We start from the raw sequence: 16,549 nt of genomic DNA on the forward strand, positions 1-16,549 counted from the left end.
GTATTTAGCTTATTTTAGAAAATCATTGTAAAGCATATATAAGTGCGCTGAACTCCAAGAGAAATTATTAGCACCTTGTACCGCCCCCGTTTCAGGGTTGTAATTCTCTTGAATTGGCCGATCAAGAGTTAAACCTTCTGCATTTTTAAATAGCTTATTAACCATCTCATTTGCTTGTTCAGTATAACCATAATTCGTCATACCTTTAACACCAAAGTAGAATTGATCAACCCACACGCGACCACGCCAATAGATATCTGCACCATACGCTGGGTTGTCTTTTGCGGCGGTTCCTAATGGTACAGTGGTATTAAACTTCGTAGGATCAATCATATTTTTAACCACCGCAGCAGCTGTAATTTGATTAGCTGCACCATTAAATAACGGTGACCACCCTTCAGCACCCATGCCTCGTGCTACTATCGGATTACCAGCACAGCCATTATTTAATGAACGTGCTTGATTAGCATCGATATTAATATCGTAATAAAAGCCTGTTTCACGATCAAACATACATTGGTTGATATAATCTTTAGTTTCAGCAGCCTTAGCAGTAAAATCAGCAGCTTGTGCACTGTAACCTAATACCATTGCTATTTGTGCTAAGAATTTATTATCACTGTACCAATATGACGCTTGGTCTACAGATTCTTGCATCAGAGAGTAACCGACTAATTGGCCACTCTTATCACGGTTTTCGCTAAACTTCACTTGCCAATCTTTCTTCGCTTGGTTTAATTTAGCCGTATTATCTGGCGTAGTATTAGCATAAGTCACCTGCTCGCCATTTACAGAATAAGCATTATCAAATCCATGTTGTTTATGAGCATAACGACCCAGTTGATCAACAAGTTCAATGTCATTAATATCGGTTAGACCTTGAGCATCAGCAATCGTATCAATAAAGCCAAATACTGCTGCATCATCACGACCAGACTCCCATGACGCTGCGGTTTGTGCAGGGCTATGAATATCAATATAATTAAAAGATTCTAATAATTTATTATATTCAGCAATACCTTTAGCTTGGATCCAGTTCTCAGGATCAGCCGCTATTTTATATTCATAAATTAATTGCCCATCTTCGGTTGTATGCGCAGGATCAACAGCAGCACCATATTCAGGAATACCGTTATTATTGGTGTCACGCGCTGTTAACCACCAATTATGGTAATCAACTAATTTAGGATACATCTCCTCCAACCACGCTTGAGCATCATCAGTACGGTTATATTTATCTTTTAGCGTTGTATAAACTTCCCACACAGCCCATGACGCTAATGATGGTTTGGTATTGCGTTCATTCCATGACTGTGAGTCATTCATTTCGATTAAACCAAGTGCATTACCACGTTCTTTAGACATATTCATACCAACCACATCCAATAGATAACCTTTGTCGTATGGACGCAGCACATCATCGGCTTTTACTTGATGTTCAAATACGGTACGAATGTTATTCATCGCTAAATCAGGGTTAAAATGCGCCATCGCATAAGCTTGTTTCCACGTGTCCCACGGCCATGTTAAGTTACCAGAGAACCAACGCGCAGTAACCGATGGGGTTACCGTATCATAACTAACAAAGCCAGCAGGGCTACGCCAGTTAGCAGTCAATGTTTCCATTGCTTTCACAGCTACACGTTCTTGATCAGCTGTGGCATTTTTATTTACTAAGCCATGTTGAAGATATTGTTCCCAACGTTCAGTTGTTGCATTCATATAACGTATAGGCGTTTTTAGAATATCGCTAACAACTGTTTTTTCTTGTTGCCACTCATCTGCAGTTAGAGTGTGACTGAATACGGTATATAACGTATGTGTTGGTTCAGCATCAATTTCAGCGACAGATTGGTATTCAAGACCATTAAAATGGGTAGTAGTCGCTATATTACGATGGATATTAAATGCAGAACTGCCGCTAGTACGAACCATCCATGACTTACGTTCCTTACCAAAGGCAATACCAATGTCACCGCTATCATTCGATGTCATTATACGAGTCAAATTAGGTAATTGTTCCGCTACCGTCGCCTTATAATCAGGATTAGCTTTACCATCTTTTGCATAATAACCATCAACCAGTTTACCGTTCCACACCAGTTCTAAATTTTCACCCGTCGTATTAGTAATAATCGTTTCAACAATTGATGACCGTGAAGAAACAAACTGTAACTTCATTTCAACCTGAATACCGTCAGCATCCATGGTTTGAATTAAAGCACCAGGAATACTGTATGCCTTCGCTGTAAAATTAACAGCTTGACCATTTTTTAGAATCGAAAGCTTATCAAAATATTCTGCAACTGAAGTGTTATATTCCTCAGCAATTGCCGTTACACCAAAGCCTCCCATATTTTCAGGGTGTTGCTGTAAATCCGGCAACAAGTGACCATGCCACGCACCACTATCATGCAATGGCGTATAAGCCATATGGTTGCCAACACTGACTTCAGCTAAATGCTTTGGTGTACCCGTTCGATCAAGAACATTTTTAAATTTCAACGCTATTTGTGGTTTATCTTTCTCTTCACTGATTGAATTTACATTATCATCAGTATTACACCCAGCAGTAAACATTAACGAACTTACCGTCACTGCTAATAAGGTTTTTTTTACTACCGTCGATTGTTTTATCATTTAAAATCCCCCGATATTTAATGATGAGCTGTATCTTATAATTATTCGTACAGCTATTTTTTATGGGCAAAATACAACTAAGCATTCTGCAATTGCGGTGGATAATAAAGGTAAAAAAAATAACTAAAATTGAGGTAAATCACGTTTATTATTTTACTAAAAAACACTAAAAAAAATAACAGAAACATTTTGAAATAATTTTTATCACAAAAATAATCTATATAGGAAGGAATATCACACAATAAAAACAAGACTTAAAAGGAATATAAAATTCAACTATAAATAATATTATAAATTATGCGTGAGGTTATTATTTATTCCAAAATTCATGTGATATTGATACAAGAAATAAGTTCAATAGATAAAAGGAATGCGATCCTTTATCCAAAAATAAAATAACCGCAAAAAAATACCTCTATGTAACTTTTGTAACTATTTTTGATGAGTAACGTAACGATTAAATAATTATTTTTTAATAGAAGTGTGATGTTTATCACTGGGAATTATTAAGAAATAAAAAAGCACCATCAAGGTGCTTTAGTCTATTACACATTATGATTCAATAATCATCGTTCAGTCTCTTTAACTAACGCTATAATCGTCCACCCCGCTTTTGCTTCTAGCGTTGAAGCAACGGTAAATGGAACAATATTTTGTTTTAAATCAACCGCAAATAATGGAATAAGTGATGAGCCTTTATACTGCTGAGAATAATCTTCAAGCGTAAAGTTATCACTCAATTTAGTATGTTTAATTTCTCCACCTTGGTTAATTAAACTGGCTAATTTTTTATAACTGATATCATCACCAAAAAGTACCGCGCCACTATGAGCTTGAGTCGCAGAGTGTTTTTCTAAGCCACTATTATGCCGACGACCATTTAAGCGAAAGATATTCCGTTGACCAAAATCCGTTTCATAATGGCTGGCAGCAACTGCATTAAAGTGTTTATCTGGAGTCAGTGCTAACAAATGACCAACACCAATTAAATCTAAATACTCATCAGCATGACTAGATACTGCATTACCATAATAAGTTTCTAAACCCGCCATACGCGCAGCGCGAATATAATCCCAGTTAGAATCAGTCATCACCACTCGACAATCATACTTTTTAAGTGCTAATCCAATTTCTCGCGCAACATCATTAGCGCCAACAATTAAGAAGCCCTTTGGTGATGGCTCTGCAACCCCTAATAAACGCGCAATAGGACGAGCAGTTAAACTTTGTAACACTACCGTACCGATAATCACCATAAAAGTCAGTGGCACTAAAAGTTGCGCACCAGCGACACCGTCATCGATTAATTTAAGGGCAAATAATGCAGAAATTGCCGCAGCAACAATACCTCGAGGAGCCACCCACGCTAAAAATAATTTTTCTTTAAATACTAAATGGCTAAACATTGTCGATATAAAAATAGACGCAGGTCTTGCGACTAACTGGATAACCACAAATAATGCAATTGCTCCCCAGCCTAATGCATGAAAATCAGCTAATTGGATGCGGGATGCTAAAATTAAAAATAAGCCAGAAATTAATAATATTGTTAGATTTTCTTTAAAATGTAGGATGTGGCGAATATCAACATCTTTAGCATTGGCAAGCCACATTCCCATAACAGTAACGGCTAACAGTCCCGCTTCCGATTCAAGTGCATTTGCACCTGCAAAGACACCGAGCACCACAGCTAACACTGCAAATGGCTGTAAGTATTCTGGAAGCAAATGATTACGTAGCACATAAGCAATAAGCCATCCCGCAACAGCGCCAATCACTAATCCAACGAGTAGCATTAGTCCAAAGACTTCAAGACTGTGCATTTGGCTACTAGAGACAATAAATTCATACACGATCACGACAAATATAGCCCCAATCGGATCAATTAAAATCCCTTCCCAGCGTAAAATATTAGCGAGTTTTGCTTGCGGTCTTACCGTCCGTAATAAAGGTACGATTACTGTAGGTCCAGTGACTACCGTCATAGAGCCAAATAAGAACGCCAATGACCAACTAAAATCTAATAAATAATGCGTAGCAACACTGGTAATAACCCATGTAATAATGGCACCGATAGTGACAATACTTTTTACGTTTTTTCGTACTGTTTTTATTTCAGCAAAATTGAGAGTTAAACTACCCTCAAATAAAATAACAGCCACCGCTAATGAAATCAGTGGAAACAATAAATCACCAAAAAGAATATTTGGGTTAAATATGCCAGCAACAGGACCAATAAATAAGCCAGCAATAAGCAATAATAAAATCGCTGGTAATTTCATTCGCCATGCAAGCCATTGACACCCTAGTCCAAGCACACCAAGGCCGGCAATCGTCAATCCAATCATTTCTTGATGCATAAATAGATACTCTTTTTAAAAAATAAACCCGCTATTAGTATTATCCTTTTTACAGCGACAAAAAAGCCGATGGCAGCTTTATTTTTAAAAGCACAACCATCGGCATCATATAACGGTTATCGGGTAGAAATATCTCGGTTAACGTAATTGACGCGAACGGAAATTACGACCTTTAATACGACCCTTTTCTAATTTTTGTAATGCTTCTCGTGCGACGTCGCGTTTAACAGCAACATAAGCACAATGATCAAATACATTAATCTTACCAACTGAAGCACCGGCAATACCTTTATCACCTGTTAGTGCGCCTAAGATATCACCAGGGCGTACTTTTTGCTTCTTGCCGCCATCAATCATTAATGTGATCATTTCTGGGCGGAAAGTCGGTTGATCCAATAAATTACCCGCAGGTAGAGCTTCACCTTCGATATCACGATCAAGGTAATCTTCAAGTAATTTAACCTTGTAATGCTCTTTATCGCTAAATAATGAACATGCAATACCTTTACTGCCTGCGCGACCTGTACGACCAATACGGTGGACGTGTACTTCAGTATCGCGTGCTAAATGGTAGTTAATTACCATATCAAGATTATCAATATCTAAACCACGAGCCGCAACATCGGTTGCAACTAAAATTGATTTACTCTTGTTAGAGAACAATACTAGTGTACGATCGCGCTCACGTTGCTCTAAGTCACCATGCAATGCAATAGAACTGAAGCCAAAGTCTTCTAAATCATCAGACATTTCTTGTGCTTCACGCTTAGTATTACAGAAAATCACACACGATTCAGGACGGTGTTGATTCAGTAATAAACGCACAGCATCTAAACGATCTTCATTACCACTAACTTTGTAAAAGTGCTGTGAGATACTGCTATCATCATGGCTAGACTCTACTTTTACTTGCACTGGGTTTTTCATGATACGCTTTGCAATAGAAGCAATTTGATCTGGGTAAGTCGCACTAAATAACAATGTTTGGCGATCACTTGGCGCAGCATCAATAATCACATCTAATGAATCTTGAAAACCCATTTCTAACATACGGTCAGCTTCATCAAGCACCAATGTATTTAGCTCATCAAGGCACAAGAAACCTTTATGTACATGCTCTTCAACACGTCCTGGCGTACCAACAATAATATGTGCGCCGTGTTCTAATGAACCAATTTGAGGTCCAAATGGCATACCGCCACATAGAGTCAGTACTTTGATGTTATGAATAGCGCGCGCTAAGCGACGGATCTCTTTCGCAACTTGATCAGCAAGTTCACGTGTTGGACATAATACTAATGTCTGCACACGGAAACGTTTTACATTAAGGTTATTTAATAATCCTAAGCCAAACGCTGCGGTTTTACCTGATCCTGTTTTACCTTGAGCAATGACATCCTTGCCATCAATAATAAGCGGAAGACTCTGAGCTTGAATAGGTGTCATAGCTTCATAACCTAATGAGTCTAAGTTGCCCAATAGATCAGAATGAAGATTTAAGGTAGAAAATGCCGTCTGACTCAAAATGATGTCCTGTAAACGTCAACATATATCAGTATTTTCAATAAGAAACATGACTGTATATGTACTAAAAATAAAATCAGTATGTCGAAACACATACATTGGGTGCCGACACTAACAGCTAACGCCGTTGCTGACAATGTATACAGCTATTTTGCCGTAAAAATATTCAACTAAAGCATATGCCAAAATCATGACACTGAGTATTAAATACCGTCAGCAGATTGACTTACTGAGTCAGAATTATACAATTTAAGCATATATTATATTTTTTACTCGATGACCCATATGAAAAAAAATGGATTTACCTTAATAGAACTTGTCGTTGTGATTGTTATTTTAGGTATTCTTGCCGTGGTCGCTGCGCCTAAATTTATGAATTTACAAGTTGACGCTAGAAATGCAGCATTAAAAGGTCTTAAAGGAGCGATTGAGTCTACATTAGATGTTACATATGCCAAGTTAACAATATTAGGGCTAGAAAACGCAAGTTATGTTGTAAACCACGAAGATATGCTTCCTCTCGAGAATAAAAATACAGCAGTTGTTGCTGATTTATCTAGTCTAGGTTGTACAAAAGAAAGTAGAAGTTGCGTTTTTGAGTATGGCTATCCGAGTAACTATGCACCTACATTAGCTACATTAGTTAGTGGAATATCAAGCAATGAAATATCACCAAATGATGACTTCGTTGCTGTATGGCTACCAAATGATGGCGACCAAAGTTTGGCTATTACGTTTAAAAACAATGTAAAACAATATACTGATTCTCAAGGGCAACAACGAGCTGAACTAAAAAACAATAAATGTTATATCCGTTATCCAAGACCAAATGGTGAAAATAATAAACCAGTATTAACGATCAAGCCTTGTTAAAAAGCTAATTACTATCATTTAATACCCCTTATTAAATTATTTCCTATACCTCAAAATGTTGAAGTATAGGAGTAACGTTAGATTTAAAAATTTAATCCAGTTTCAGAAAAGCTTTTCTATAACCAAAATTTATGCAAATTAAGTTCGTTGCGTGGATAATTGCACAAATTACATTGCTGTGCGATCATCATAAAATCAACTTAAAAATCCATTGCTTACTATCATTCATAATCCACAATATTATAAATGAGTGAAGCAGCTATTGTCCCTTTTTACAGCAGGAATTAACCTTTATGAGTCAGCCAGAAAATGACCTCATCAAAGCAAGTGAAAATAAATCACAAAATGAATTTAATACTCCCCAATTTCAGATAGCTCGTGTACTGAGTATTACATTTAATGTCATATTAATTCTTGCTCAAATAAAATTACTCAAAGACCACAACATTGATATAAAGACCTACGCTGTTTTTATTTTTTGTAATATCAGCATCTTAGTTAATCTACTCGCACCAAGGTTAACAAAACTTACACTTAAACAAGTTGCAAAATACAGCGCAATACCAACGATCATGAGTGTGTTTTTATTTCTTAGCCAAACTTTAGCTTAATACATAATAAATAGCAGATTAATCACCTTATAATACTGAGTGATTAATCTGCTTTTTTACTCTTTATCTTAATAGGCTTTTATATCAAACTTTAATAACATTCGAGGTAATACATCATCAAGATTCTGTACATCATGATCATTTAATTCAATAAGATGAAATCCATATTTTGCATACAGATCTTGCTTTATTTTCTTACGATGAGCATATTTAGGATCATCTTCTAATCCCCAAAATTCAATATATACCTTGCCAGTTGGAAGGTAAAAATCACAATATAAATCTTCTTCAATCGGTAATTTACGCTCATAAGCATGCACAATACCCGCCATATAAAGCCAATTATCAATCAACATTTCAGCCTTAGACCGTACATAATGACCATCTGCAGAGCGATGTTTAGCTTCAAATTTCTGTCTAAAATTTGATACTGAATTATCAGTACTTTTAACTTCAGCATTAGCCCCTGTAAATTCATTAACGGAATGTTGTAAGCTACTATTTGTTAATACTGTTTCATCCCATACAACATAGGGAATACCTGTTCGTGAATCTTCTTTTTGAATGCCACCTAATCGAGAACCAGATTGACTGACTTTCCAACCTTTAACCGCTTTATTGATCCAACCAAGCTCATCAAGTATTTGGTTTATCTTCTGTGATGATAATTTAAAATGGCTACTGATTTGAGTTGCTGATAATTTTTTACCCTCAAACGATGGCGTGGTAATAATCTCTAAGGTTTCAGGCCAAACAATATACTGTCCAAACTGAGCTGATTGCTTATACTCACCTTGTGCTTTTTTACCTATGTCAGTTAACAACCATTCCTTATTCTCATACGTTATATAACCTGCATCGGCTAACTCATTAAATAAACTTTTAGCGACAAGACCTCTTGCTTTCGCCAACTTCGATGTCGATATTTTAGATATCATCATATTCATCACCATGCTCAAAATTAGAATAATATTAACTTTAGTTACAGAACGTTATAAGTAAAAAAACACACTTAGATTACTTTCAATATTCATTCATTATAAAGTTAGATACGTATCAAAAATATGAAGCGATGTAATTCCACATACAACTCATTTTTAGTGAAATTGAGACTCCCATTATTTTAAATAATATAATTATCAACTCAAACTAATGACAATAAAATCTCAAATGTAACAAGTTAATCTTATTACCATTAAAATCAAACATTAATCACACAAATAAATACGTAAAAGACATTTATTTATAAAATAGTGATTTTACTCACATAAAGTATTCCTTATAAACCTTATTGTTACCGCAAATGAGAGCGCTCTCATAACCAACCAAAAAATATAAAGGTATTGAAATGAAAAAGATTTTACTTTGTTGTGCAGCTGGAATGTCAACCAGCATGTTAGTTAAAAAAATGCAACAAGCCGCAGATGAACAAGCATTAGAAACAATGATTAATGCGATTTCTATCTCTGATATTGAAGATCATTTACCACAATATGACGTGGTATTACTTGGCCCTCAAGTTAAATATGAACTAGCACGAATTACTGAACTTGCTACACCATTGAATAAGCCCGTTGCAGTTATTAATATGATGGATTACGGCACCATGCGTGGTGATAAAGTACTTGAAACTGCATTAGCGTTAATTGGCTAATTACCCTTCTTGTTTATTTTTATAATTTTAATATTAATACAGCACGGTTAATCCCGTGCTTACCGGATTTATTATTGAAAGGAGTTCACTATGGGCCTTTATGCCTCGATGATGAATATCGTTGAAAATAAAATAGCACCCATTGCAGCTAAAATTGGCGGCCAACGTCATATTATAGCCATTCGTGATGGTTTTATTTCAGCCATGCCATTTTTAATTATTGGCAGCATTATGTTAATTGTTGCTAACCCACCTTTTGATGCTGATACTCAATCATCTTTTGGTCAATGGTGGCTCCATTTCGCAAAAAGTAATTGGGACATAATTACTATGCCCTATTTCATGACAATGGGGCTCATGGGCATTTTTGTCAGTTTAGGGACCGCATATAGCTTAGCTAAATCTTATAAGCTCGATGGCTTAACTGCAGCGATGTTATCGTTAACCGCTTTTTTACTGGCTGCCGCACCACAAATCCAAAATAAAATGTCGATGGACTTTCTTGGTGGTGAAGGGGTATTTACTGCCATAATTTGTGCATTATGGTCTGTTGAGCTAATTCATTTATTAAAAAAATACAACATCACTATCAAAATGCCAGAGCAAGTACCACCAGCGATTGCACGTTCATTTGAATTATTGTATCCCGTTATTGGTATTATGATCACGGTGTACCCTATTAGCTTATTCTTACAAAGCCAATATGGGTTATTACTTCCAGCGGCAATCATGCAACTTTTCCAACCGTTAGTCGCCCTCGGTGACACCCTACCGGCTATCTTAATCGCCTTATTAATTGCTAACTTATTATGGTTTGCAGGGATTCACGGTGACAATATTGTAACTGGCCTTCTTAACCCTATTTTTATGGCAAACCTTGCGACTAACGCTGCTTTAATGTCAAAAGGCATGGACACTACACAAATACTAACCGCCCCTTATTGGTCATTTTATATTTGTGTTGGCGGGTCTGGTTCAACATTAGTTTTAGCATTCCTTTATCTTCGTAGCCGCTCCATCCATTTACGTACCATTGGTAAACTTAGTGTTATCCCTGCCATCTTTAATATCAATGAACCGCTAATTTTTGGTTCCCCAGTAGTAATGAACCCATTACTTTTCTTCCCATTAATTATTGTTCCGATGATCAATGCAACTTTGGCTTATTTTGCTCTGCATTTAAATCTCGTTCAAAAAATGATTGCCATGGCACCATGGACAACGCCTGCTCCTATTGGCGCAATGATTTCAGCTGCTTGGGATTACCGCGCGTTTATCTTAGTGGTTGTACTGATGGTGATTGATACCGTGATTTGGTATCCATTCTTCAAAGCCTATGAAAAACAATTAGTCGATCAAGAAATCGACACCACTCCCGCAACCACTAATGCCTAAGTATTAGATTGTAATTTAAGGAAATATCATGGATATCGAACAAACTATTATGGAATTATTAGTCACTGCGGGCAGTGCTCGAAGTGCATCATTAATGGCCATTCAAGCCGCAAGAAAAAATGATTTTAAACAAGCACAAAATTTATTAGACGAAGCAAAAGTAGCAATTAATCAAGCCCATAAAATCCAAACAAATTTAATTGGTATTGATGAAGGTGAAGGCAAGCTGAAAGTGACATTAATCGTCGTTCATGCTCAAGATCATTTAATGAATGCCATGGTGATCCAAGACTTAGCACAAGATTTTATTGAATTGTTCCGTCGTACTTCAACTTTATAAGATAAGGAATCACAACATGAACACAGCAAAAATTGCGATTATTGGTGGCGGCAGCAGTTATTCACCTGAACTTATTGAAGGTATTATTCAACGTTGGGAGCAAATTCCTTTACATGAAATCGCATTAGTTGATGTTGAAAAAGGCCACAATAAAGTAGAGATCATTGCCGCATTAACACGTCGAATGCTAGATCATAACGGATTATCACATGTAATTGTCAGCGTGCATTTTTCCCCAGACGAAGCTATCAAAGGCGCTGATTATGTTCTAACCCAATTTAGAGTCGGTCAACTACCCGCACGTGCAGCTGATGAACGTTTAGGGCTTAAATATGGATTACTTGGTCAAGAGACAACAGGCGTCGGCGGCTTTGCTAAAGCATTACGTACTATTCCGGTTATGCTTGATATTGCTAAAAAAGTTGAGCAATTAGCGCCAAATGCATGGATCATCAATTTCACCAATCCAGCCGGTATTGTTACCGAAGCAGTTTCTCGTTATAGCAATGCCAAAATTATCGGATTGTGTAATGTTCCCGTCACTATGCACCATATGATTGCGACTATGCTTAAGGCTGATTACAACGATGTACAGCTACGTTTTGCGGGTCTTAACCATATGGTATGGGCGCATGAAGTAATATTAAAAGGTGAGAATGTCACCAACAAAGTGATTGAAATGCTTTGTGATGGTGCAGCACTTACCATGAATAATATTAAAGAAGAGCCTTGGTCACCTGCGTTTTTACGCGCATTAGGGGCGATTCCATGTCCTTATCATCGCTATTTTTATCAAACACAAACAATGTTACAAGATGAAATAAAACAAGCGGCGAATGAAGGAACACGAGCCGAACAGGTAATGAAAGTCGAACATGAACTGTTTGAATTATATCAAGATCCGAAACTTGACCATAAACCAGAGCAGCTGAGCTTCCGTGGTGGTTCATTTTATTCAGAAGTAGCGATTGAGCTTGTATGTGCCATCCATAATAATTTAGGCACACGGTTAGTGGTCAATACCACCAATAATGGCACAATTATCGGTTTACCTGATGACGCCGCCATCGAAACAGATTGTATTATCGATAGCCAAGGTGCTCATCCCTTAGCATTTGGACATTTACCTGATTCAATGCATGGCTTAACTCAACAAATAAAAGCGTTTGAACGGTTAACCATTGAAGCTGCCGTCCACGGTAACAAAGAAGCGGCATTATTAGCATTAGTCACCAACCCTTTGATCGGCGATGCACAATTAGCACAACCAATCTTAGACGATATACTTCGCATTAATGCCCAGTACCTACCTCAATTTTCTCACTAACGATATGTACAGGAATGGCTTATTATAGGCCATTCCTATTTAAAAGAGATAATTTATGGTTACATTAGAAAATGTTGCAGCTCATGCTGGTGTTTCTCGCGCAACGGTCTCTCGTGTGGTTAATGGAGACAGTAACGTAAAACTCGCCACCCGCCAACGTATCGAACAAGCCATTATTGATCTAGGTTACAGCCCCAATCCTGCTGCTCGCGCGTTAGCTTCAAGTCAAAGCCAAACATTAGGCTTAGTAACCACATCTTACCTTGGTGGTTTCTTTGGCATGTTAATGAATAATGTCCAAACAGAAGCCGATAAAAGCCATAAACAATTACTTGTCACGCAAGGGGGAGGAACCGCAGCGAATGAGTTAAATGCAATCAATAAGTTATATAACATGCGTTGTGATGGCTTAATATTGCATGTGCGCTGTATTACCGATCAGCAACTTATCGATTTATCTAAAACATATGCCTTTATTTTATTAGATCGCAACATCGTTGGATTAGAATCTCGCTGTATTAGCTTTGATCATCATTTAGCAAGCATACTTGTTGCCCAATTTTTAATTGAACATGGTCATCGCCATATTGCCTGTATTAGTGGTCCTCAAACCCGCGCTTCAAGTCGATTACGTTATCAAGGGTTTATCGATACAATTATTGCTGCAAAATTAACACCTATCGCCTGTATTTCAGGTCAATATGATTTACCTAGTGGCTATGAAGCGTGCAATCAATTACTTCAACAGTCTCTACGGCCAAGTGCTATTTATTGTTGTAACGAAGAAATGGCGTTGGGGGCATTATTGGCGATATCTGAATATGGGTTACGCATTCCTGATGATATTTCATTAATTTGCTATGACAGTGGCGAACGAGCAGCCTTTGTATCACCCAAATTAACCAGCATTCATTTCCCTATTGCAGAAATGGCAACAAGAGCCACAAGACTATTGATCGATCAGACCTCTGTATATGAAGATTTAAAACCGATAATTATTGATCGAGGTTCGGTGAAATGTCTTTCTTTATTAACGCAATAACCCTGCAACCTGTTAAATAAAAAGCAGTAACAAGAGGCTATTACTGCTTTTTTATTTAATCTCTAATCAAATTACTTATCAATGGTAAAAGTAAAGAATTGGCTGGTGCCATTATCATTGTCACTAACAATGTAACCATTAGCTTGTTTATTGGTTTGGTTTTCAATAGCAATTGATTCAGCTTTAGTTATAACGGCTTTTCCGTTATTTTTTATTTCTTGGCTATATGCTGTTAAATCAAGGGTTGATTTATTTGCTAAAACTTTCAGTGGCAATACACCAATGAAACTTCCTTGAATAGCCCCATCATTAATACTACTTTGATTATTACCTTCAACCGATGCAGTAAAGAGCATACTATTGGTATCTTTCCAATAATCGGCACCAGAGAAGCAAGCTTGAACACCATTAATTTTAGGTAATTGAACTTGATATACTTTTAAAGAAGGCAATGTTTGTGCTTTACCTTCTAAATAATCCATTAATTCTTTTTCATTAATAGTGAAAATGGCATTTTTACCTTCATTACCGCGATTAAAAATGAAGATTTCATTACCAGTATTGGCAATACCTTCAATATTAATTTTTTCTTGTTGAGTAAAGTTTGCCGCTTTATGAAGTTGAGCATATAAGTTAGACAATGACAGTTTTTGATTTTCACCACCATTGACAGGCATTAAATAAGCTTGCTCACGTAATACCGCTTTACTACCAGAACCCATCACTAAGTAATAAGGCTTATTCAGGTAATTAACCATTGTCATTGATTCAAAATCAGGCTTTATTTTGTGATTGATACGATTTTGTTTATTAACCGGAAATTGGTCAATTAATGTTTTTGCGTTAATTTTAAAATCGTTATTTACACTAAATAACCATGGCGAATCATCGCCAACTACCATTAATTTGCCATCATTCACAACCATGCCTGAGCCTGAAGAAAGATTATGATTAATGGTTGAATTCGCGATATCAAAGGTAAATGAATGTGATGAATCAGACGCGGGTGAACAACCAGTTACAACTAATGTTAGCGCACTAAGAATACTAATTTTTGCTATTTTTTTGATATTCATTGAGTATTTACACATTAAGATATTTAAGAGTAAAAAATATTACGCTTATAAATCAAAAAAAAGAAGATATGCAAACATACATTTTATAAAACGCACTATAAATATCTAATGCGACTTATCATAAAAAATAATCACCCAAATAAAAAGAGTAACTATCAATAGTAGTTACTCTTTAAACATGAGGATTATTTTTTAGTTATTACATTAAATAATCATCTTGTTACGGGTTTTGCCAGCCATACTAACGGGATCAGTAATAGACATAATATTCCCGATAACCAAAATAAGTCGACCGTCGACATCATATAGGATTGACGAGTAATAATATTATTCACCGCATCAAGGTTATTCCCCATTGAATGAATAAACTGGCTGACTTGTTGATTAGCCTCAGTAAATCCTTCAGCAATACGTGAATGGTGAAACTCCATTCTTTGATCCCACATAGTGGTAACAATTGACGATGAAAAACTGCCAAATAGCGTACGAAAGAATGTCGATAATGCAACTGCATTGGCTATTTGATTTGGTTTTACACTATTAACAATTAAATTTTGAAGAGGAACAAAAAAAGCTAATGTTGCGGCCCCCTGAATTAATTGTGGCATCATAATATAATCAAACGGAGCCGCTAAACTATAAGTACTTCGCCAAAAACCCACCACAGAAAAGATCAAAAATGCATAGGTTAAAATATATCGAATATCTATTTTTTGGACTAATTTACCAATAATAGGCGCACTCACAACCGCTAAAATACCCACAGGAGCGGTAGCGTAACCAGACCAAGACGCGGTATATCCCATTACACCTTGTAGCCATAAAGGAAGTAATACCGTTGAGCCAAAGTAAACCATATACCCTAAACTCATAACAATCACAGCTATCGTAAAATTTCGTTTCGTAAAAAAGCGGAAATTTACGATTGGATTATCATGGTACCATTCCCAAATGATCATACAGCCCCAAGAAAGTACGGCAATAAACATTAATCCTAGAATTAAGTTAGATTGAAACCAATCATGATCTTTACCCAAATCAAGCATCATTTGCAGACTACCAGCCGCAACAACTAAGAGTCCAATCCCCATATAATCGACGCTTTCACGCTGCGTTTTTGTCTCTTTGCCTTTAAGTAAAAAGAACACTAATGCACTGGCAATAATACCGATCGGAGCATTAATAAAAAATATCCATGACCATGAATAGTTGTCAGTCAGTACACCACCTAAAATTGGTCCCATAATAGGAGCAACCACAACAGTCATTGACCATAATGACATTGCTAAACCGTGTTTTTCTCTCGGAAAATTTCGCAGTAAAATACTTTGTGATAGAGGTGCAATAGAGCCAGAAACAGCCCCTTGTACAACACGAAAGAAGATCAGCATTTCAATACTGCTCGACATACCACATAGCATTGATGCAATAACAAACCCGATAGTGGCAAAAATAAATAGCTTTACCTCACCGAAACGACGACTTAAAAATCCCGTCATTGGCATTGATATCGCATTTGCAGCACCAAATGCAGTGATCACCCACGTACCTTGATCAGTTGAAACGCCAAGATTACCAGCGATTGTTGGAATCGCGACATTGGCTATCGAGGTATCTAAGATCATCATGAATGTTGCCATGGACGTTGCTAAGGTAATCAACAACAACTTGACACCTTTTAGTGATGCAGATTCATTCATTGCATCA

13 protein-coding genes are annotated in these 16,549 nt (G+C 36.7%); 7 read left to right on the forward strand and 6 right to left on the reverse strand.

Annotated elements, in window-relative coordinates:
* Positions 1–9: 9 nt before the first annotated feature.
* From ygjK to dbpA, 3 genes are all read right to left on the reverse strand, one after another.
* Entirely contained in the window at positions 10–2,640 is a 2,631-nt protein-coding gene (ygjK, locus tag OC457_RS17170) for an alpha-glucosidase (protein ID WP_080174645.1), read from the reverse strand.
* A gap of 566 nt (positions 2,641–3,206) precedes the next feature.
* Entirely contained in the window at positions 3,207–5,000 is a 1,794-nt protein-coding gene (locus tag OC457_RS17175) for a cation:proton antiporter (protein ID WP_080174646.1), read from the reverse strand.
* A 138-nt stretch (positions 5,001–5,138) separates the two neighbouring features.
* Positions 5,139–6,524, reverse strand: a complete 1,386-nt coding sequence (dbpA, locus tag OC457_RS17180) for an ATP-dependent RNA helicase DbpA (protein ID WP_080174647.1) — start codon at positions 6,522–6,524, stop codon at positions 5,139–5,141.
* 285 nt (positions 6,525–6,809) lie between these two features.
* On the opposite strand from dbpA, the gene OC457_RS17185 reads away from it, so the two are divergent.
* Both OC457_RS17185 and OC457_RS17190 read left to right on the forward strand, forming a co-directional pair.
* The gene (locus OC457_RS17185) at positions 6,810–7,397 is read left to right on the forward strand and encodes a type II secretion system protein (RefSeq protein WP_080174648.1); all 588 of its coding nucleotides are present in this window, start codon (positions 6,810–6,812) and stop codon (positions 7,395–7,397) included.
* Positions 7,398–7,690: 293 nt separating this feature from the next.
* The gene (locus OC457_RS17190; RefSeq protein WP_080174649.1) at positions 7,691–8,008 is read left to right on the forward strand and encodes a fumarate hydratase; all 318 of its coding nucleotides are present in this window, start codon (positions 7,691–7,693) and stop codon (positions 8,006–8,008) included.
* 68 nt (positions 8,009–8,076) lie between these two features.
* Here OC457_RS17190 and OC457_RS17195 read toward each other — a convergent pair whose 3' ends face one another.
* Positions 8,077–8,946 carry a glycerol kinase gene (locus OC457_RS17195; RefSeq protein WP_080174665.1) on the reverse strand — a complete coding sequence of 290 codons (870 nt, stop codon included), beginning with the start codon at positions 8,944–8,946 and terminating at the stop codon, positions 8,077–8,079.
* A gap of 410 nt (positions 8,947–9,356) precedes the next feature.
* Between OC457_RS17195 and OC457_RS17200 the strand changes: the two genes are divergently transcribed.
* The 5 genes from OC457_RS17200 to OC457_RS17220 all read left to right on the forward strand — a co-directional run bounded on the left by OC457_RS17200 (position 9,357) and on the right by OC457_RS17220 (position 13,766).
* Positions 9,357–9,662: a PTS sugar transporter subunit IIB gene (locus OC457_RS17200; protein ID WP_080174650.1), complete on the forward strand. Its 306-nt coding sequence runs from the start codon at positions 9,357–9,359 to the stop codon at positions 9,660–9,662.
* A gap of 90 nt (positions 9,663–9,752) precedes the next feature.
* Complete coding sequence (locus OC457_RS17205) at positions 9,753–11,057, forward strand: PTS sugar transporter subunit IIC (protein ID WP_080174651.1); 1,305 nt, start codon at positions 9,753–9,755, stop codon at positions 11,055–11,057.
* A 28-nt stretch (positions 11,058–11,085) separates the two neighbouring features.
* Positions 11,086–11,397: a PTS lactose/cellobiose transporter subunit IIA gene (locus OC457_RS17210; RefSeq protein ID WP_080174652.1), complete on the forward strand. Its 312-nt coding sequence runs from the start codon at positions 11,086–11,088 to the stop codon at positions 11,395–11,397.
* Positions 11,398–11,413: 16 nt separating this feature from the next.
* Positions 11,414–12,724 (forward strand): 6-phospho-beta-glucosidase, encoded by a 1,311-nt coding sequence (locus tag OC457_RS17215; protein ID WP_080174653.1) that lies wholly within the window; start codon positions 11,414–11,416, stop codon positions 12,722–12,724.
* A gap of 55 nt (positions 12,725–12,779) precedes the next feature.
* Entirely contained in the window at positions 12,780–13,766 is a 987-nt protein-coding gene (locus OC457_RS17220) for a LacI family DNA-binding transcriptional regulator (protein ID WP_080174654.1), read from the forward strand.
* Positions 13,767–13,837: 71 nt separating this feature from the next.
* Here the strand turns inward: OC457_RS17220 and OC457_RS17225 are convergent, their stop codons facing one another.
* Both OC457_RS17225 and OC457_RS17230 read right to left on the reverse strand, forming a co-directional pair.
* Positions 13,838–14,842, reverse strand: a complete 1,005-nt coding sequence (locus OC457_RS17225; protein WP_080174655.1) for a DUF6929 family protein — start codon at positions 14,840–14,842, stop codon at positions 13,838–13,840.
* A 212-nt stretch (positions 14,843–15,054) separates the two neighbouring features.
* The gene (locus OC457_RS17230; protein ID WP_080174656.1) at positions 15,055–16,542 is read right to left on the reverse strand and encodes a DHA2 family efflux MFS transporter permease subunit; all 1,488 of its coding nucleotides are present in this window, start codon (positions 16,540–16,542) and stop codon (positions 15,055–15,057) included.
* Between the last annotated feature and the right edge of the window lie 7 nt (positions 16,543–16,549).

It is taken from the genome of Photobacterium toruni, from assembly GCF_024529955.1.
GTDB classification, from domain to species: Bacteria; Pseudomonadota; Gammaproteobacteria; order Enterobacterales; family Vibrionaceae; genus Photobacterium; species Photobacterium toruni.

Excerpts from the sequence above, each read along its gene's own strand:
- ygjK (WP_080174645.1), bottom strand. The coding sequence starts at position 2,640 with ATGATAAAACAATCGACGGTAGTAAAAAAAACCTTATTAGCAGTGACG.
- OC457_RS17175 (WP_080174646.1), bottom strand. The coding sequence starts at position 5,000 with ATGCATCAAGAAATGATTGGATTGACGATTGCCGGCCTTGGTGTGCTT.
- OC457_RS17185 (WP_080174648.1), top strand. The coding sequence starts at position 6,810 with ATGAAAAAAAATGGATTTACCTTAATAGAACTTGTCGTTGTGATTGTT.
- OC457_RS17190 (WP_080174649.1), top strand. The coding sequence starts at position 7,691 with ATGAGTCAGCCAGAAAATGACCTCATCAAAGCAAGTGAAAATAAATCA.
- OC457_RS17195 (WP_080174665.1), bottom strand. The coding sequence starts at position 8,946 with ATGATATCTAAAATATCGACATCGAAGTTGGCGAAAGCAAGAGGTCTT.
- OC457_RS17200 (WP_080174650.1), top strand. The coding sequence starts at position 9,357 with ATGAAAAAGATTTTACTTTGTTGTGCAGCTGGAATGTCAACCAGCATG.
- OC457_RS17205 (WP_080174651.1), top strand. The coding sequence starts at position 9,753 with ATGGGCCTTTATGCCTCGATGATGAATATCGTTGAAAATAAAATAGCA.
- OC457_RS17210 (WP_080174652.1), top strand. The coding sequence starts at position 11,086 with ATGGATATCGAACAAACTATTATGGAATTATTAGTCACTGCGGGCAGT.
- OC457_RS17215 (WP_080174653.1), top strand. The coding sequence starts at position 11,414 with ATGAACACAGCAAAAATTGCGATTATTGGTGGCGGCAGCAGTTATTCA.
- OC457_RS17220 (WP_080174654.1), top strand. The coding sequence starts at position 12,780 with ATGGTTACATTAGAAAATGTTGCAGCTCATGCTGGTGTTTCTCGCGCA.
- OC457_RS17225 (WP_080174655.1), bottom strand. The coding sequence starts at position 14,842 with ATGAATATCAAAAAAATAGCAAAAATTAGTATTCTTAGTGCGCTAACA.
- OC457_RS17230 (WP_080174656.1), bottom strand. The coding sequence starts at position 16,542 with ATGAATGAATCTGCATCACTAAAAGGTGTCAAGTTGTTGTTGATTACC.